Source organism: Vibrio sp. J502 (genome assembly GCF_025397955.1).
Lineage (GTDB): Bacteria > Pseudomonadota > Gammaproteobacteria > Enterobacterales > Vibrionaceae > Vibrio > Vibrio anguillarum.
The window spans coordinates 1,413,158-1,430,883 of the sequence record NZ_CP104554.1; the positions used below are offsets into that span (position 1 = coordinate 1,413,158).

Here is a 17,726-nt window from a genome sequence, read left to right on the forward strand (position 1 = left end):
ACGTTACATGTAACTAAGCATATGTACTTGTTTTATATGGACTTGTATGTTGTTGCGATTTTATTGAAATTAAACTATCAAATAATCTCAGTAAATATATTTATTTTATCTTTTAATACAGTTACTTACTGTACAATAACTGTGTAACATTGCTATTTTTAGCACTAACACCACTTAACACCATATTTTTCCGTATTAACGTAGCGTTTTGCGATTGAACCTTAGATAACATGGCTTTTAACTCTGCGACCTCAGATCGAAGTTCTCGATTGCGCTCTTTGTATTCATTCAGCTCAGTTTGCTTGGCATCACGCTGCTGTCGAATACCTTTATTCACACCACCTTTAATGCGCTCTAACAGGTCAGGGCAATCACGATGAATCAACGCTCGGCTTACACCAGCTTCTTCGGCAACGGCAGCAACACTCATTTTACGCTTATCAGAGACAACATTAGGCCGACCTTTTTCTATGCGAATAATGGCAAGCCTTACCGCTTTATGTGTCGACTTTTCTTTCTGGTTAGACATTCATTACCTCGATTAGATCTCTTTGGCTAAATTCCTGCTTCATGGCTTCAACATCGATACCTAAAGCACTCAACACCTTTTCACAGCGTTCCATGCCTTTCCTAGCTGCATCTCTACCGGCTTCCCCAATATCATCCAACTGCATAAGTTTCATTTGCTGAACAAGCATCCCCTCCCAGTAGGGAAGATGCCGTTTATCAACAATTCCGCTCTCGCAGCTATCAGGCTTACCGCACTTACATTCATCATCATTGGTACACCATCCAATGCCTGTTGAGCGAATAGGAATAGAGCTAGAGTAGGCTTTAGCCATATCACTGAGAGAGCCGAAAGTTTTAATTAGCTCTCCATCTGTACGGACTTTCTTGATGTTTTCAGCTATATCGCCACCCGTAATCGGTGTGTCTAGTTCAAACCAGTCTTGCTTGATTTCTTCTTCGACCAAATACTTTTCTCGGAGCAGTTCTTCGAATAACTCTGCGTCTAAATCTTCGTTAAAGGCATACAGAGCCGTCATGGTGATCGACCAGTGTTTAAAATGGTCTTTTAGTGCCCTTAAATCACCCAATTCAGAATGCACTGCATAGTTGGCAAAGGTGCGGCGAAACTGGTGCGCTGACAAATTCCAGTTGCAATCTATCTGTTGGCATAATTTAGGCAACCTATGAACAGTAATTGTACGTCCAGACAACAGGCTAATAGCGTTACTTTTTTTAGATACCGACAAACAAATATGGTCTGAGATTTCTTCTAGCCTATGAACTTCCACATGGTCTTGGCTATCCCTTGCTTCTGATAAGTCATTTTCAAGCTGCTTTTGCAATGGCGCACTATAACGACCAAGAATGTCGATAGCTTGAGTTGCAATCTCTGGCGCAATCCATTCAGCTAATCCCGTATGGGTCTTCTCTGACGCGGTTTCAATGTAGTAATACGTCACCTCATCTCTTGTCTCACTGCGATATGCTCCGCGCTTAATGCCTAAAACCTCATGAATACGCATACCAGTTGTGAGTAGCAACCAGAAGATGCAACTGTCTCGCAGCAGTAATGATTCACGCTTACCTTTCGATACCAAGATTTCATCAGCCTTGTCTAAATATGACTTTGTAAACTTACAAAGTGGAATTAGCACTTCGTTAGGGATGATGGGGGTTTTGGGTTCAGTTTTCGCTTTTTGAGCTGCCTCTCCAGTCAATCCTGCCTGCATATTGGCACCAGAGCCAGGCCATGGATGCTCTTTAACAAACTCAAATACTTTGCAATGCTGATAAAGGTTTTCCACCGCAAGGAACTTCAGCGTTTTTGTTGTTAACGAAAGAGGCTTTATTTCGCCATTTCGCTTTGCTCTGAGTGTATTCACATACTTTACATAGGCACTAGAGGTAAAAGCAGTCATACCATGCATTGCTGTTGTGTCTGAACTCGAGAGCCATTGGAAGTAGCCTTTAATAGCACTTAAAGAATGCAGTAAAGAGTTGACCGCTAATCCTTCTTTTAATTTATGCCATATCACCCATTTTGCCATTCGTTTCATTTCAGGGTTATTTATGGTGCCAAAATTAAGTGTAAGGTTACTTTTGGTGGTGCCTTTAGTCCCTTTAGCAGCAGGAAATTTCCATAGTTCTTCTTCATATCGAGAGTAAACTTGATAGTGACCGTTGGCTAACTTTACATAGGTTACAATGCCCGTCAGGGTGCCATCAATCGCTCGCTCTAGTGTGCTTTGATTAGGCTTTGAACATTGCTGCTCCGCAAACTCAACGTCCGTTAGTATCAACTCAATCAAACTCATTGTGTCACCTTTAGCATATCGAGATTTTGCCAGTATGGATGTGGATTGGTTTGATCTGCTCCAGCCAGACTGGACACTTCATTAAGCGACATTTTTATTTTCAAAGTTAACTGGACTTAGATACCCAAGAGCACTGTGCCTTCTTGTCCGATTATAATCAACCTCGATGTATTCAAAGAGCGTTTGACGCATCTCGTCTCGCGTCATGATCGGCTCATATTGGATCGCTTCAACCTTCATTGAATGGAAGAAGCTCTCAACACAAGCATTATCCCAGCAGTTTCCTTTCCTACTCATACTTTGCTTTAGATTATAAGCGGTTATGATGTCTCGATAATCTTTTGAGCAGTACTGACTACCTCGGTCACTATGAACGATCACCTGCTCAGGGAACCCACGACGGAACAAGGCCATTGATAATGCATCGCAGACCAGTGTTGCGGTCATTCTGGTATCCATAGACCAGCCGACTACTTGCCTTGAATAAAGGTCAATAATTACCGCCAAATACAGCCAGCCTTCACTTGTCGCAACATAGGTGATGTCTCCCGCCCACTTTTGATTCGGAGCCTCCGCGTTAAAATCCTGAGCTAGCAGGTTCGGAGCAACTGGCATTTTATGTTTGCTATCCGTAGTGCACCTAAACTTACGTGCCGCTTTCGGCGTTAAATCCTGACGCTTCATACTAGCGGCAATGGTTTTAACATTACGGCTATCACCGTTCTCTGCCAGCTCTTTCTGGATACGCCTTGAACCATCACGGCCTTTGCTGTTGTCAAAAGCCTTTTTGACCTTCGTATCAAGCTCTTGGCGAGTTACCTCGCGCTGAGTGGCCTTGTGGCGATGCTTAATCCAGTAATAAAACCCACTTCGTGAAACCCCGAACACCTTAGCCATGCGGACAGCACTGAAGCACAGCAGGTGTTCGAGCATAAATTCGTAGCTATCTACTTTAGATTTTTCGCGAAGTAGGTGGCGGCCTTTTTTACGATATCTAGCTCTTCAGCTTGCTCGGCCAATTGCCTTTTGAGCTTTGCGACTTCAGCGGCTAGATCTTTTTCCCGCTGACTGGTGCTAGTATCTTTCTTGGCTGCTTTACGCCAACCGTAGATCTGGGATTCGTGTAACGAGAGATGCTGCGCTGCCGTAGCTACTCCCAGCTTTTCTGCTAGCTTCAGTGCTTCTGCTTTAAATTCAGCAGAATGGAGAATACGTTTTTTCTTGTTTGTCATGGTTCACCTCATTAGTGATTGTACTCACTTAATTAGGTGTCCAAAACTGGTGGTGCGGATCAGTTCTTGCTCGTTCCTTTTCAGCATTGACATGCTGCAATTGACCAAGCTTGGCAAACTCAGGCACAACCTCTTCATCCACAATTCTGAGCACGTTCTTTAGGTGCCGCTTCCAGTCTTTACGACCAAATTCATCACGGTTACGAATTATTGCCCAATAGAAGCTAAAGAGCTTATACAAATCATTACCAGTAATAACGAAGCTCTTACAACGGAAACACCCTAAGAAGTCATTACAGAACGTCCCATCTTTCGGTGCTTTATCCCCATTTTTCGGGTCTTTACAGTGGCCAACAGGAACGCTTGGAGCATCGCAAGTTAGCTCTTTGACTCGTATTTCCCCCATCAAACCTAGATTACGTTTTGATTGCTCAGGGGCTTGCAAATAGTAGTCAAGCGAACTTGTTCCACTATGTTTAGCTTGCTGTGCTGCAATCAACAAACTTTCACCACTCAGCTCGTACATGCCATTGATGAAGGTTTTGCGAATACGACTGATATTAAGCTTCATCGAGCGTCCATCTTCATCCTTTAGGTCGTATTCTTTGATGAATTTTTTGATGTTGTTGTGCAGCGATAAGTCTGACAGAGAGGTAATAGTGCCTTTACTGTTTCTAGCGACATATAAGAATACTAAATCGTTATTACTCACTTGCCTCAATGACGAGCTCAAATGAATAATGGTATCGATCAGGTAAGCCACATCTAGTTTTACTCCCTGTACTACCTCAACGTTTTCTGATTTGCGCAAGTTATGTAATTGTTTTGCATTACCTCGCTTTTTAAATACAGTTAAAAGCTTTCGGTTATCTTTAAGTGGATGATCAGTTAAAGCATCTGTTGTCATGTAAAGCAGTGGTGAAGTATTGATACCCGTTTGAATTGCCACAGCAATTAGGCACAGCGCTAATTCGTAACCCGACAATAACTCTCTCTTTTGATAAATAGGCTTAACCGCTTGCTTTAACGCAACAACAACCTGTCTTTTCTCATAGGGAGTGAGTGGTCTTTCACCTTTTGTACGTTTACTTGAGTTTGGGAAAGGATTACTGGGAAAAAAATCACTGTTAAGGTTGATATTACTAACAAGTGACCAATAGCCTTTTTCTTTCATACGTACTAACAATGACTTGAGGTGCGTGTAGAGAGCTTTTTGAAAGCTAGATTTAAACCCACTGCCTTTGAGGTGCAGCAAATACTGTTCAATAAGCCTAGGCGTAATATCATCTTGCGTTAAATCCTCATCAACTGAGTACCTGAATATCTCAAGGTATTGTGCCAAATAGCGAAAGCCATTCCTTAAATACGTGCGCTGAGTTTCTTCAGTAAAAGCATTAGTGTTTTTCAGTAGCGCCTTTGCAGTGTAGTAAGCTCGATTTGTGATGTCGTCATAGCCTTTGCCGTAATAAGGGGTAAAGTCGAAGTTTGCGCCATTGCCACCTTTAGGCCCCAGATTTGGGTAGGTCACAATTGGGCGTATCGGTCGAACAAAGCCTTGGCTTTGGGGGGCGTCAACGGTTGGCTCTACTGCCGAAGTTTTCTTGATCTTATCTTTGTTGATGGTGAGGTTTTTGCGTTTATTTGCCATCACTCCACCTTACACAATCGCATCAATCTGTTGCTGATATTCAATCGACAGGTCATCCACCAAATCATTAACCAGGTGTAAATACTTCATCGTTGTGGTGATGCTGGAATGCCCAAGTCGAGCCTGTAAGTACATCAACGGCTCAAACTTACTGCTTTTGCGCTCTAAAAGGCCTTTAAGCATGTGAGTTGCATAGGTGTGTCTTAACATGTGCGGAGCCACATGAAAGGGCAGATTCAGCGATTTGAGCGCCTTTCCAAAGGCAGAGCCTTGCGAAGCCCATTCTTGACCATCAGAGGTTAAGAAAAGGCAATCTGAGTTCACTCCTGATTCTTGTTGCTTCTGAAAACGGGCTTCATTTACATAACGCCACAAATCTTCCATTAGTCTTGCAGGAATGTGTATCTTACGTTCTTTCTCACCCTTAGTTCGTGAGATATTTACTTCGTAGTAAGTTTGATTTCCAGTAGGTTTTCGTATTATGTGTAGGGGGAAAAGCAGTAGCTCCTTACGCCTAATTCCTGTCTGCAGACATAAACGAACCATCAGTTTAAGCGTTGGGTTTTCAATCGAAGATAACAATTCTTGAACTTCACTAGCCGATAAAAACTGAGCTTTCTTTTCAAAAGTTTTCATCATCAAATCAGAGCTGTATTTTTTACCACCATTTCTCTCGGTGTGAGCTAAGAACTGCTGACCCTTTCGTACTGAAACTGACTCTAGTGAATAAGGTAATGAGTCAAACCACCTGCCAACACCATAGCTATAAAAGCGTACTATCGTTCTTAAATGCTGATTGGTCGAATTAACTGACATACCAAAATCCCCAACACACAGGTCACGATAGGCACTGACTAGCATTTCATCTTCACTGCTTTCAGAAATATCTCGCCAATCTAAACCGTTCTGTTCGCAGAATGTCAGGAATTGATTTAAGTGACGGGCATAAGTCCACCAAGTATTTTCACTATCTACTCGACCACGTTTCAAGCACTCATAAATAAGAAATTGCATTGCTTCCACACAAAGCATTCCAGCTTCAATCCCTAACTTTGCATTATCAACTTCCCACGTAAAGAGGGGAAAGTTAGAGTACTTTACACTTTCAATTTCAAAGTCAGATGTGGATTTAATGCAAAGCATAATTGCTCCGTAATACTGTATATAACCACAGTATAACTATGAGAATTATACTTTGCTACAAAAATAAACGATTTTTTATGCGTACATGGGCATGTAACACGTTTCTGGACAAAACCTTCTTAGAGTTTCCACTTAAATTAGCAAAATATGAATAACTTTTGTAAGGCAAATATCGCGAGCTGATAAGCTTGTATATTAGTATCCGCCCCATGATCCCACGGGGCGATATTGTTAGTGTTGGAAGTTCCAAGGCAGGAGTGCATCGATATCAGGCTCAGATTTCGCTAGCTCTTTCATGCACTTAACCATGTAGTCGTAAAGGATAAGGCCGTTGGCTTTCGCTGTCTCGACGATACTGTAAAGCATCGCGCTCGCTTCAGCTCCATTGGGATTGGTCGAGAAGAGCCAGTTCTTTCTGCCTATAACCAGCGGTTTTATTGCGCGTTCAGCACGATTATTGTCTATCGATAAGTGACCGTCATCGATATAGCGGCTCAGCTTCGGCCACTGACCGAGCGTGTATTTTATCGCTTTACCCAGCGGGCTAGACTCAAGCACTTTCTGAGTTGTCATCCATTCATAAAGCTCATCCAGTATCGGCTTAGCATGCTCTTGGCGCTCTGCTTTCCGTTTTTCGGCACAGGCACCTTTTAAGCGTGATTCTATTCCATAGAGTTTCTGGATTTTAGCCAATGCACTATCCGCTTTGCCTGACTTGCCTTTGCCTTGCAGCTTTTTCGCCTCCATGAACTTGCGCCGAGCATGCGCCAAGCAACCGACATTGGTGACGAGATGAAGCCCATCATAAACACCATAGCCATCGGTTTGTAGATAACCACTGTAATCCCCCAAGAAGGCAACAGGGCACGCCCTAGCTCGACTGTTTTGATAGTCGTACAAGACGATATTTCTCACATTAGGGAGGGCGGCTTCAGGCGAGTCTGCGCCCGAGCAGTAAAGCCACATATAACACTGTTTATCTTCTTTGAGGACATTGAGCGGCGTTTCATCCGCCTGAATCACCACTTGCTCAAGTAGGTGCGTTTTTAAGGCCGCGTAAAGTGGAGCGAACTTCTCACTGACTTGGATAATCCACCTTGCCATGGTGGTTCGTGAGAGTTCGATACCCGACTGGGTAAACAGGGATTCTTGGCGGTAAAGTGGCATCGCGTATTGATATTTGCCGAGGATGATATTGGCCAACAAGCTTTCTGTGGCGAAGCTCTTCGGGATAATGCTTTGCGGCGCTGGCTTTTGAACGACGTGGTTTTTGTCTTCTGTTTGCTCGCATTGGCGGCAAGCATATTTAGGACGAACATATTCCAACACTTTTAGTACCGCTGGCGTGAACTCAAGTTTCTCGCTACGGTCTTCACCGATTTTATGCAGGTTATGTTGACAGCAAGTGCACTGCTTTTCATCGTCGTTTAAATCGAGTTCGATAACTTCACGAGGCAAGGTCTTTGGCAGTGGTTTGCGTTTACCACGTTTCTTCTTTGTGATGGTCGTTGTGACAACTTCAACCTCTTCTTCCTTAGCGGCCTCACACTCCGCTTCGTTGAAGAGATCACCTTGAGATTCATCGTAAGGCTTTAACGCCTCCGAGCGTTTAGCGAACTGACGGTCGAAGGCAAGTTTGAGCTGTTCAAGCAGCGATTGACGCTCTTGTTTCAATTGGGTTTCTGACGCCAACAGCGCTTTCACCATCGCTTGTAGCTCGGCAACATCTTGGCTTTCTGAGTTGATATTTGGCGTCTTTTTCATGGCATTGATTATACTAAAATCATGCCGTTAATGCTTGGTGGATATGGCTATATTATCGCTTAAGTCATTGTAAAATCGTTTATTCTAACGGGTTTATGGCCGATAATCGTGAAGCCAGAAAGCAGTCTGTCAAGCTCGAATTGAGTTAGGGTAAACACCTCATTTTGCTCTTTTGATGGCCACTTGTACTTGGCTTTTTCAAGGCGCTTGTACCAAAGAGCAAAGCCTGTTTTATCCCAGTACAGCACTTTGATTTTGTCGCGCTGTTTGTTGGTGAACAGGAACAGTGCGCCGCTGCCCAAGGGCAAGTCGGTGTCATTTTCGATAATCGCAGCGAGGCCGTTGATGGACTTTCTAAAATCGACGCTTTCGCGATAGAGATAGATTTCGGGAGCACTGAGCATACGTTTCATGACAGCGCACCGATAAGCTCTGCGAGATAGGTCGCTGGCGTGCCTTGTGGGATGCTCAGTTCAACATCATTGACGAGCAGCGTCATATTGGCAACGACAACGTGAGTGGCTTGATACTTTGTGGTCTTTTCAACGACTTCTGCTTTAACAAAGCCAACCGTGTTCGGTTTTTCGATGTGCTTTAACTGTTGGCGCTTAGCGTAAAAAGTGGAGAGGCTCAGTCCGTTACGTTCACAGAATAATCGTTGTGATAGTTGGCTGGATTCATAGTGTTCGAACAGGGTTCGCCATTCTTGGTTAGTGCGTCGTTTGGCCATTTCAAATCTCCTTTGGGTTGGAGGTTTGATCTTATTATTCGGGCTAGGTGATTAGAATGCGGGGTTTATGACGCGCTTACGTATATTATGCGCACTTTACCTGATTAAGTCACAACAGATTCCATATTCATTTTCGAAAAATGACCGAGAATTGCTTTTTCACGAGGTTGTCTGCTGAGCAACCAAGGAAAAGACGGCTGAACTAGGTACTAAAACTGGATAACAATCACTGGTTGCGATGACTTCAAAATACGCCATAATTGTTTGATGCTTCCTACAGGTCAATGCGCTACAAGTTTCGGCAGGCTTAGTTTCGTTGCAAACACAAGTAGAGTTGGAGATTAGAATGTTGACACATTTGCTTAAGATTGCAGGAGCGGCGGCTGTGGCAATTAAATAGCAAAAAGCCCCAAAAAGGGGCTTCCAAGACTTAGCTAAGTGTTACGAAATAGTCACTATTCGATAAGTGTTCTGCTGTAATTCCTTTACTTTTCGCACGTTTAGCAACTCTTTCTTTGTAGGACAGATGTGTTTTACTACGAGTAAGTGATGCTCTGTTTTTAAAGTTTTTGTTTCTAGACTGAGTAGGTTTATCCATAAGTTACTCCTTCAGAAATCTTCTCAACTCCGTAATAGTTAAGCGGTCTTTAGTGTACTTTGAGGAAGCTTTTTTTACTTGCCCTGCGCTTATAGTATAGGAGACTGAGCTAAAATCAGGGTGCCACTCTATACATTTTTTTCCATTCGAACTAGTGTTTTTTTCCCATTTTTGAACACCGTCGTCAATACTATACTGCCAAGGAAAATAGCTCTCATCAACAAAAGAGAGATCATTTACGACTTCAATGGCTGACATATATCGGTCATCAGGGTCTGGAGACATACACTTAGTAATTACGTTTTTAACTTTATTATGTATGTGTGCAGGAAAAGCATTTCTTGCAGGGAAATCACCAGCTTGAACAGCTTGAATAAAAGTATGACCTAATCTGCCGTCAAGCTCGCGGAAAGTATCAACTTGACGTTTAAACTCATCACTACCAACACACATGCGATACATTGTTAAACCGGCTTGGTAAATATCGAGTAGGTTTGTATATTCACCACCTTTAAATGCTTCTGGAGGCATATGTGTGCCGTATAGCTGGTTTGGAGTAGCAAAACCATCCTCATCAGAAAATTTAGCTAAGCCAAAATCTGACAACATAGCTTCATTCCTGTCTGATAATAAGATGTTGTCAGGTTTGATATCGAAATGAATCAATCGGTTTGAATGGATATTGTGTAAGCCAGATAAAAATTGACATGAAAAACGGACGATTTCACCGAGAGTAAGATAACGCTCGCTCATATACTTACTCAATGAGCCATTCTTATATAAAGGCATAGCAATATAAACATGACTGCTGTCCTCACAAGCATAGTTCACTTGAACAACATAAGGGTGAGGATTTGCGTATAAAATCCTAGCTTCATTGAAGTACTCGGCTGGATTAGGCAATGCTCTACTACCTTTTTCTATTTTCTTAACTGCCATGATAGCGTCTAAGCAAACATCTCGAACTTTCAGGACTACGGAGTTTCGTCCTTCATCACCAATTCGCCCGAGTTCATCAAATCGGACCTCTGCTACAGTGTAATCAAGCATTTTTTGCCCCCATTGCTGCTAAGATCGACTCACGCTCTTCCTTGGAGTAGTCAGCCCACTCGTCCAAATGTTCAATAGTTTGTGTACCATCAATCAATGGCTTAATTTCTCGCGAACGGCGTTCTAGGAGGCTCGCTATAGTGACAATTGTTCCTCTAAAGTATGATTGCAGACTACTACTGGCGAAAGCCTCTTGAATGATTCCTTCAAATTGAATGCGGGTCACGTTGGGTTTCGCACTAGGGTGAAGTTCGCTCAAACGAATCCCAGCTTTTTGTACCTCGTATTCACGGATGATATCTAGAATTGTGATTCTCAGGTATTTGAGTTTTTCTGGAGTTTCAAAAACATTGGGGATAGCTATTTGTTCGAGGTTTATAATTGAGTCATCTGTAGAATCATAGATGCAAAAATATACAGTACTAGGTGACGCTCTTAAGCCTAAAGTATTCATATAAATCTGATAGTTATTTGTGATTGTAAGTTGGGCGAAACAATAATAAAAATCCATATTCCGTACAAGGAGAAAACTCAAAAGCTTGCAGTGTAACAGGTTGCAAATAGGGTGATATTTAAACATTATGTGTTGAACGATCCATCGCTTGTTGATTGTTACCTCGAACTTACCCGTTGATACAATACGGGCAATCACAGTGAACTGATTTAGAAGAATGGATAACTTTTATTAGAGTTAAAGGCTTAACTAACAAAGGGGCACAACTTTTCTGCATTGGCAAACCATTAATTAACTCAGGCATGGAAGATCTCTTAACTCTCACCTCTAAGGCGATAAGCTAACCTCCCGTACTTCATGTGGGCAAATGAAGCAGCAACGAATAGAGTTATCTGCAACACGCCGACCCATTTACTAGGTTGCATTAAAGCAACAACATAAATCGTAACGCTAATTGCTGACATCACACTGGTAACCGTCATAAACCAATCAAGACCAACTTCGTTTAGCTTGCCATGATACTTTCTAGTAGCACTTCGAACATTGATAATTGAACTTGAATAAATCATTGCACTAGCAATAGACCAATCGCCTGTAAGCAACAAATCATCATACTTCCCCGTCAAGACCTTAACCAAGACAAGCAAGATGAATGGGGTGATAATGAATAGATAAGATGTAGCTACCGCCTTAAACTCATTCTGATGTTGGTATTTCATTCTGAGTTCCACGATAAGTAATGACTTCTTTGATCTCTTTTATCTTTGCATTCTTGATACGTTCTTCACCTTTCTCAACGACAACGTCATACTCTGCGTGAACTCGCAGATAGTCACTTCCCCCCAGACGAACCTCAGAGTTCAGATATTCACCCAACCACTCTTTGTGTGTGATTTCTGCGCTGTATCTCTTACGAGTCCTAGTGCTAATTACTTCCCACTTAGAAGTAGCCTTTTTACAAGGCTTAAAAACTTCAACGATTTCTTCACCGTCAAAGTGACCTTGGTCACTAGAGAACATCTTTTTGACATTACCAGTGAATCTAAAGTTAGGGTCAAAAGGGATTACCTCAGCTAACTTAGCACCTTCATTGCAAACTTTAAGATACTCATCAGGTAACAGCTTTTTATTGCCCTCAGACCACTTCTCAGCAACTAAAGCAACATCTAAATCACTAATGTAAGGATCAAGGCGACTTGAACGACCTCTTTTAGCCATCTCATTCTTCAGTCTATCCCTTTCATTATTAGTGACGTGTTGAACCTGCTCTTTTTGAGACATCTCACCAGTCAACTCCCTGAAAAGGGAGTCAGGTCTTGTCCACTCCTCAACCTTTAATAACAACTTAGCGAGAATGCAACCATGAGTAACCTCTTGCAACTCAACATCAAAGATCATCTCCGAATCAACAGCCTGAGCAATAATTTGCCCCATCTCCTGATACGCTGAAATGAAATCCCCCATAGCGTGAAATACTTCCGCAGGGTTCTTCCTGTTAGAGTTGTATTCAAGGTGAAACTCTAAAACCGTTGCTTCCATTGCCTAGTCCGTTAATCATTATTGTTCATGTGGTTATGAATCTTACATCATATTTAAGTGCCAACAAATGTTTGACCTCACCATTAGCCAGAAAACATATTGTCTTCTTAACTCGCCGACCAGAACCGACCTCGAATTTCTAAAGTCATACGTGATCAAACTTCATTGTAATCCGACTTACCTCAAGCTCATTGGATAACATTTAGGGCTCTTCTCCGCTTTCATGAGTCTGTATGCACAGGCTCATTCATCATAATCACATGATTTATAATGCTTATTTTAAAAATAAGTCAGTAGTCTATTTTGTCGTCTTTGTCTTCCTCGTTATTTAGCTTTAAAGGCCAGTGTGTTGAATCTTGTTCAATAGAAGAAATGTCCCAAGGCGTACTCGTTCGCTGTCGTCGAGATCGTAGGTATAAAGTCAAAGAGCCAATATCAGGGACTTCCTGCACCGTCGATCACTACGTTAAAAGACGTCTTCAAGATTTACCTGTGAGTGGGCGACCTTGTACGATTGAGGTTGAGCTGGCTAAAACTAGAGACAAAGAAGGACGACGGTTGATCGAAGAGACTGAATATGTGGCTAAAGGTGGTCGTTATACCGCTCGCTTTTGCAAGTTCATCAGTGGGTTATGTCGCCATATGAGCATACATGCCGTCTCTCAACATTTAGGAATCCGCTGGGAAACAGTAAAAAATATCGATAGGGAATACTTGCGTTCAAGCCTACCAGCATTAGACCCCGAGAAACTGAATAACTTGGTTCATATTGGCGTCGATGAAGTTGCCAGAGCCAAGAGACACGATTATATGACGGTTGTTTATGACCTCGTCTCTGGGCATTTAATTTGGGTTGAACATGGCCGAAAAGCAGAAGTTCTGATCTCCTTCTTTGAGCAACTATCAGAAGAAACCAAATCAGGAATCAAAGCAGTATCAATGGATATGGGCCAGTCTTACCAGTCGGCGGTCAGGAAAATGCTTCCCAATGCTGATATTGTTTTTGACCGATTTCATGTCATGCAGAACTACTGCATCTTAATCAAAAAAGAGAGAGCAAAAGCTTTTAGAAATGGCTCTCACGACGAAAAAAAAATGTTGAAAGGAACGCTCTTCCTCCTACTGAAAAACGCTCACAAATTGGATGATAGGCAGTCTGACAGACTTGATGACTTACTTGAGAGCAACAAGACTTTGTGCGTTGTTTACATGCTCAAAGAGCAGCTACAAGCCATATGGGATGAACCCGATTACGAAACAATGGTGGCAGCTCTAGAAGCTTGGTGTCGTCTTGCCAAATCGACCAGAATACTTTCCTTAATTAATTTTGCCGATGCTTTATTGGAAAGAAAAGTGGGTATTTGTAACTACGGAAAATACAAACTGACTAACGCTCGGGTAGAAGCAGGTAATGTCTCGATTGGCTTACTCAGACGAAGGGCAAGAGGGGTGAGAGATACAGACTATTTCAAATTGAAGATCAGACAAACATCGGTTCCCGATACACACTCAACTTTTTACCCAAATATCAAGCTCACCTAAGCGGAGAAGAGCCCATTTAGTAGGGCAAATTAGTACTAACAGGACAGAAAAGAGCTATATGACTAAAACGTTTTGGGGCAGAAATGAGTTTGGCAACATCGCCTCTGTTTGTCGCCTCTGTTAGATTCCAATCAGCACAGAAAGCACTACCTCTATAAGAACTATGCTTTAGTTCAGTTCACCCTTACAACCGTAGATATTAACCATTAAGACAGACGTTACACTTTCAAGGATGCATAACAAACTATACTGTCATCTAACATTTAATCGTGTTGAAAAAAGAGCCTCTATCAGAAGCTCTTTGAGTTAGCGAGTTTTACTGGATTGCTTTTTCAATTCAAAATCAAATTCGTCGGGAAATAACACAACGCCTTCTTCATTCTCATTGGGGAACACCACCACCGACAGTTCATCTTCTTCCAAGCCCGAAGTCCAACGGCTGTGCCATTTGTTCAAAGAGATCGCTTCCGCTTCACACGCTTGCCACTCGCCTGTTGCCCATGCCTTGGCAAACTCTTGGTTAGGCCACACAGGAACACAATCATCTTCTTCTGTGTTGAGCATGACACAACCGTGCTCATCTTTTAGTATCCAAACTTCACGGTTTGCAACAATGGCTTTAATGCAGTATTTAAAACGTTCTTCTTCATTATAGCGATTGATTGCTTCTATCTGTTCTGTGGTTAATGCGTCTGCCATAGCCCGGCTCCATGCGAAAGTTGGGGAATATAAAAACGCCTACAGTGTAGCACTGCAGGCGTTAAATTTAGAATCTTAAACAATAAGATGATAAAAAGGATTAAGCCAATTCAGCTTGCAGCCAAGGCCAACCTTGTTTCTTACGGCTTAAGGTATTTTCCATCATCAACATGCCATCTTGTTCGTGTTTAGTCAGTTTTTCAGCCCATTCACCGGTGTATAGAAGACGAGTCTGCGCGGTGGTAATGTCGGTCAACATCACGGCGGCAAACGCAAGGCCTTCCTCTTCACAGCGACGAACTAGATCTGCTTGAATGGCGTCAATCATGCCATCGACTTGTTCAAGCGTTGCCAATTCCACTTGACCAACCACCACATCACGGCCGTTGAATGGGTAAGCTTTCAAATCTTTCTCAACAAGTTGAGCAGCAGATAAACCTTCAATGTCTGTTTTCGCAATCAAAAGCGCTTTAATAAAGGCATCAAGGTCTTCAACCTCAGCAATTTCAGCCAGTGCCAGCACAGCTTCTTTATCTTTTGGTGTGCACGTTGGAGACGCAAAACCGACCGTGTCAGACAAAATCGCAGACATCATCAATATGGCTAAAGGACGTGTGATTGGCGCATTTTCCATCTTGAATAGGTTGAACAAGATAGTACAGGTACAGCCAACTGGCCAAATCCACGCTTCTAGCGGATTCACTGTCATTACGTCGCCTAGGCGATGATGGTCAACAATACCGAGAATTTCCGCTTGGTTGATGTCATCAGGTGCTTGCGCAAGATCGGTATAGTCCACAAGCCATACTTTTTCGCCCGCGACGCTAGTACGAAGTTCAGGTTGATCAACACCGGCTGTTGCAAGAATGTGTTGAGTTTCACGGTTAATTTCACCCTGACGAACAGGCGTTGCTTCTAGACCACGTGCTTTAAGTAATTCAGCAGTAACTAATGCACCACAAATGCTATCACTATCTGGGTTTTTATGACCGACAACGAAAATCATCTTTCTTCCTATTTTAATGCTATTTGATGGCCTATCGAAGGTGATAGGCGAGATTGCTCACAAAGGCCGATACTTTACCTGATTTTCAGAATTTGTCATGGCTTGTGGTTAAGAAATTATGGCTAATTTAGCGCAGCATTCCGCTACCCCGAATCATTCAGTTAACCTGAGCACTCTTAACAAGGGCACTCCACTAACAAGAGGTAATCACTGCTCGGCTGGTTAAGCCACTTGCCAAGGAGACTTCAAATACTTTGACTGGCTCTGGCGAAAGCTTATCTCCTGTCCAGTAGTCATACCAATCCACTGGCTGGCTCGCTGTTAAGGTATAGTCACACGCCTCACCTTGGTAATTGAATAAGCAGTGCAGATCATTGCGTTCTGTTAACTTTAAAAATAGGTGATTGAGAGCCAATGAAGTTGGCTTAGCCGCATCTTGGTTGTGTTTGCGCCTAATCATTAACTTATTTAGGCTCTGCTTAGCAAAAGAGGTCAATTCTGGGAGTGGATCACCTGAAAGCAACAAGCCACCACACGCAAGCAATACATTGCGATGAAATTCATAGCTGATGCGATCGGTCGATTGATTCGCAAGCGACGTCAGTGTTACGCAATCAGGATCAATTTGCCATAACTTGCGGTGCTGCCAACTGCGATAAAAAGTCTCTTTAGCGATTTGTTCAAAGCGCTGTGGCGAACGCTCGACATCGTCCGAAACACGCATGGCATCCACCAGCCCCAGTGACGGCCACATCGGTGCATTGCATCCAAGTAACCATGCCTCTCCCGCGCCTTCTGCTATCGCCTGCATACCTAAACGGTACGCTTCAACACCCGTCACTCCCGACTGATAACGCCGCCCTTTAAGTGCTCCCCAATAGTTCGCATCCAACTTAAACAGCTCAACCCCCCACTCTTCTTTCATGGTTTTGATCACATGGGTTAAGTATTCTTGCACGTCAGGATGAGAGCCATCCAGCACATACCAAGGTGTACAACGCCAGCCACCGTAGGTTACTTCTTCGGCTTTCAGTGGCTGTCTTTGAGCATTTTGTACAAACCAATCTGGATGTTGCTTAAACAATTGAGATTCAGCTTGTGCAATGAAGGGAGCGAGCCAAATTGCAGGTTTTTTGCCCGCTTGTTTGATCTCTTGGATCAGCGCTTTAACACCACGAGAAAACTTATCGGACGGCGTCAACCAATCGCCCATAAACGCCTGATAGCCATCATCCAGCAACACCCATTCTAGCCCCGAAAGTTCTCCTTGCATTGCCGCAAGGTTGGTTAGGATGTGCTGTTCATTAACATCGGCATAATAGGCATACCATGAACACCATCCAACGGGCGCAGGTTGTGCCACACCAGCACGCGGCGTATGGTGACAACTAATATATTGCGCATACTGTTGATACAAACCTGATAATGAATCACCTTGCAAAATAACGACGGATTCTAAACTGTTATTTGTCCAATCTTGTGGATGGGTCTGCTCGCCGTCAATGGAAGCGACTAAATAGGTGCCCGTCCTTTCCTCAAGAATTTCAAAATAGCCAGCAAAACGGTGGCAAGAGGTAAAACCAAACAGTTGGTATCCGGTGGATTGTTCAATCACCAGCGTGTTGTAATAACGTTGGCTGTCTTGCAGCGGGTAAATCCGGTAGCTCAAGCTATTGTCAGGGCAACGCCCCACATCCACCGGATGATGCGGCGAACCTGCAGTTTGCGCTAGCATTTGAAAACCGTCACCAATCACTCGTGCGTCCGATTCAACGTCAAATAGAGTGCGAAACAGCGAGTAGTGATCGGAAATGGGTGAGTTATGTATTCCTGAATAGGAAAAACTGATCTCATCGCCTTGCAATTGGGCAATCAAATCCGGTTGAAGTAACTCAACTTCTCGATGACATGGCAGAGTGATCGTTGTCATAACACCTCAGTACAAAGTACAAATTGTTGTTCTGGCAGTGTCTAATGAATTCGCGTTACATGTAAGT

General features: G+C 43.0%; 17 protein-coding genes. 1 reads left to right on the forward strand and 16 read right to left on the reverse strand.

All coding sequences use genetic code 11. The annotated features are described in order from the left end of the window. Positions 1–121 precede the first annotated feature (121 nt). The 13 genes from N5E84_RS06615 to N5E84_RS06675 all read right to left on the reverse strand — a co-directional run bounded on the left by N5E84_RS06615 (position 122) and on the right by N5E84_RS06675 (position 12,482). Positions 122–529, reverse strand: a complete 408-nt coding sequence (locus N5E84_RS06615) for a hypothetical protein (RefSeq protein WP_019281955.1) — start codon at positions 527–529, stop codon at positions 122–124. Continuing rightward, positions 522–2,324 carry a tyrosine-type recombinase/integrase gene (locus N5E84_RS06620; protein WP_019281956.1) on the reverse strand — a complete coding sequence of 601 codons (1,803 nt, stop codon included), beginning with the start codon at positions 2,322–2,324 and terminating at the stop codon, positions 522–524. Before N5E84_RS06620 ends, N5E84_RS06615 begins: the two co-directional genes overlap by 8 nt. An 81-nt stretch (positions 2,325–2,405) precedes the next feature. Further along, positions 2,406–3,556 (reverse strand): IS3 family transposase gene (locus N5E84_RS06625; RefSeq protein WP_095661212.1). Its coding sequence is split into 2 segments (ribosomal slippage): positions 2,406–3,313 and positions 3,313–3,556, totalling 1,152 coding nucleotides; the frame shifts between segments, so codons are not numbered across the junction. A 28-nt stretch (positions 3,557–3,584) separates the two neighbouring features. Then, complete coding sequence (locus tag N5E84_RS06630; protein ID WP_095661276.1) at positions 3,585–5,204, reverse strand: hypothetical protein; 1,620 nt, start codon at positions 5,202–5,204, stop codon at positions 3,585–3,587. A gap of 9 nt (positions 5,205–5,213) precedes the next feature. Next, positions 5,214–6,347, reverse strand: a complete 1,134-nt coding sequence (locus N5E84_RS06635) for a tyrosine-type recombinase/integrase (RefSeq protein ID WP_019283444.1) — start codon at positions 6,345–6,347, stop codon at positions 5,214–5,216. Positions 6,348–6,578: 231 nt separating this feature from the next. Continuing rightward, on the reverse strand, positions 6,579–8,111 hold the full coding sequence (locus N5E84_RS06640; protein ID WP_069211897.1) for an IS66-like element ISVa11 family transposase: 1,533 nt from the start codon (positions 8,109–8,111) through the stop codon (positions 6,579–6,581). Positions 8,112–8,170: 59 nt separating this feature from the next. Continuing rightward, positions 8,171–8,524, reverse strand: coding sequence for an IS66 family insertion sequence element accessory protein TnpB (tnpB, locus tag N5E84_RS06645; protein WP_019283195.1), 354 nt, complete (start codon positions 8,522–8,524; stop codon positions 8,171–8,173). Further along, positions 8,521–8,841: an IS66 family insertion sequence element accessory protein TnpA gene (gene tnpA / locus N5E84_RS06650; protein WP_019283194.1), complete on the reverse strand. Its 321-nt coding sequence runs from the start codon at positions 8,839–8,841 to the stop codon at positions 8,521–8,523. The genes tnpB and tnpA overlap by 4 nt, the downstream gene beginning before the upstream one ends. 430 nt (positions 8,842–9,271) lie before the next feature. Then, a complete protein-coding gene (locus N5E84_RS06655) occupies positions 9,272–9,439 on the reverse strand; it encodes a hypothetical protein (protein WP_019283420.1) in 168 nt (55 codons plus the stop codon). 3 nt (positions 9,440–9,442) lie between these two features. Then, entirely contained in the window at positions 9,443–10,489 is a 1,047-nt protein-coding gene (locus N5E84_RS06660; protein ID WP_019283419.1) for a serine/threonine-protein kinase, read from the reverse strand. Then, positions 10,482–11,000, reverse strand: a complete 519-nt coding sequence (locus N5E84_RS06665) for a hypothetical protein (RefSeq protein ID WP_232513684.1) — start codon at positions 10,998–11,000, stop codon at positions 10,482–10,484. Before N5E84_RS06665 ends, N5E84_RS06660 begins: the two co-directional genes overlap by 8 nt. 257 nt (positions 11,001–11,257) lie before the next feature. Next, entirely contained in the window at positions 11,258–11,662 is a 405-nt protein-coding gene (locus tag N5E84_RS06670) for a hypothetical protein (protein ID WP_019283417.1), read from the reverse strand. Further along, on the reverse strand, positions 11,640–12,482 hold the full coding sequence (locus N5E84_RS06675; protein ID WP_019283416.1) for a hypothetical protein: 843 nt from the start codon (positions 12,480–12,482) through the stop codon (positions 11,640–11,642). Before N5E84_RS06675 ends, N5E84_RS06670 begins: the two co-directional genes overlap by 23 nt. A 372-nt stretch (positions 12,483–12,854) precedes the next feature. On the opposite strand from N5E84_RS06675, the gene N5E84_RS06680 reads away from it, so the two are divergent. After that, positions 12,855–14,024: an ISL3-like element ISVa10 family transposase gene (locus tag N5E84_RS06680; protein WP_076611988.1), complete on the forward strand. Its 1,170-nt coding sequence runs from the start codon at positions 12,855–12,857 to the stop codon at positions 14,022–14,024. 306 nt (positions 14,025–14,330) lie between these two features. Here the strand turns inward: N5E84_RS06680 and N5E84_RS06685 are convergent, their stop codons facing one another. The 3 genes from N5E84_RS06685 to N5E84_RS06695 form a co-directional block, all read right to left on the reverse strand. Next, a complete protein-coding gene (locus N5E84_RS06685; protein ID WP_019282179.1) occupies positions 14,331–14,723 on the reverse strand; it encodes a DUF2750 domain-containing protein in 393 nt (130 codons plus the stop codon). Between the two features lie 100 nt (positions 14,724–14,823). Then, positions 14,824–15,729 carry a manganese-dependent inorganic pyrophosphatase gene (locus N5E84_RS06690; RefSeq protein ID WP_019282180.1) on the reverse strand — a complete coding sequence of 302 codons (906 nt, stop codon included), beginning with the start codon at positions 15,727–15,729 and terminating at the stop codon, positions 14,824–14,826. A gap of 193 nt (positions 15,730–15,922) precedes the next feature. Continuing rightward, positions 15,923–17,659, reverse strand: a complete 1,737-nt coding sequence (locus tag N5E84_RS06695; RefSeq protein ID WP_019282181.1) for a glycoside hydrolase family 36 protein — start codon at positions 17,657–17,659, stop codon at positions 15,923–15,925. Positions 17,660–17,726 lie beyond the last annotated feature (67 nt).

Coding starts and splice junctions, on each gene's coding strand:
- N5E84_RS06615 (WP_019281955.1), bottom strand. CDS start 529: ATGTCTAACCAGAAAGAAAAGTCGACACATAAAGCGGTAAGGCTTGCC.
- N5E84_RS06620 (WP_019281956.1), bottom strand. CDS start 2,324: ATGAGTTTGATTGAGTTGATACTAACGGACGTTGAGTTTGCGGAGCAG.
- N5E84_RS06630 (WP_095661276.1), bottom strand. CDS start 5,204: ATGGCAAATAAACGCAAAAACCTCACCATCAACAAAGATAAGATCAAG.
- N5E84_RS06635 (WP_019283444.1), bottom strand. CDS start 6,347: ATGCTTTGCATTAAATCCACATCTGACTTTGAAATTGAAAGTGTAAAG.
- N5E84_RS06640 (WP_069211897.1), bottom strand. CDS start 8,111: ATGAAAAAGACGCCAAATATCAACTCAGAAAGCCAAGATGTTGCCGAG.
- tnpB (WP_019283195.1), bottom strand. CDS start 8,524: ATGAAACGTATGCTCAGTGCTCCCGAAATCTATCTCTATCGCGAAAGC.
- tnpA (WP_019283194.1), bottom strand. CDS start 8,841: ATGGCCAAACGACGCACTAACCAAGAATGGCGAACCCTGTTCGAACAC.
- N5E84_RS06655 (WP_019283420.1), bottom strand. CDS start 9,439: ATGGATAAACCTACTCAGTCTAGAAACAAAAACTTTAAAAACAGAGCA.
- N5E84_RS06660 (WP_019283419.1), bottom strand. CDS start 10,489: ATGCTTGATTACACTGTAGCAGAGGTCCGATTTGATGAACTCGGGCGA.
- N5E84_RS06665 (WP_232513684.1), bottom strand. CDS start 11,000: ATGGATTTTTATTATTGTTTCGCCCAACTTACAATCACAAATAACTAT.
- N5E84_RS06670 (WP_019283417.1), bottom strand. CDS start 11,662: ATGAAATACCAACATCAGAATGAGTTTAAGGCGGTAGCTACATCTTAT.
- N5E84_RS06675 (WP_019283416.1), bottom strand. CDS start 12,482: ATGGAAGCAACGGTTTTAGAGTTTCACCTTGAATACAACTCTAACAGG.
- N5E84_RS06680 (WP_076611988.1), top strand. CDS start 12,855: ATGTCCCAAGGCGTACTCGTTCGCTGTCGTCGAGATCGTAGGTATAAA.
- N5E84_RS06685 (WP_019282179.1), bottom strand. CDS start 14,723: ATGGCAGACGCATTAACCACAGAACAGATAGAAGCAATCAATCGCTAT.
- N5E84_RS06690 (WP_019282180.1), bottom strand. CDS start 15,729: ATGATTTTCGTTGTCGGTCATAAAAACCCAGATAGTGATAGCATTTGT.
- N5E84_RS06695 (WP_019282181.1), bottom strand. CDS start 17,659: ATGACAACGATCACTCTGCCATGTCATCGAGAAGTTGAGTTACTTCAA.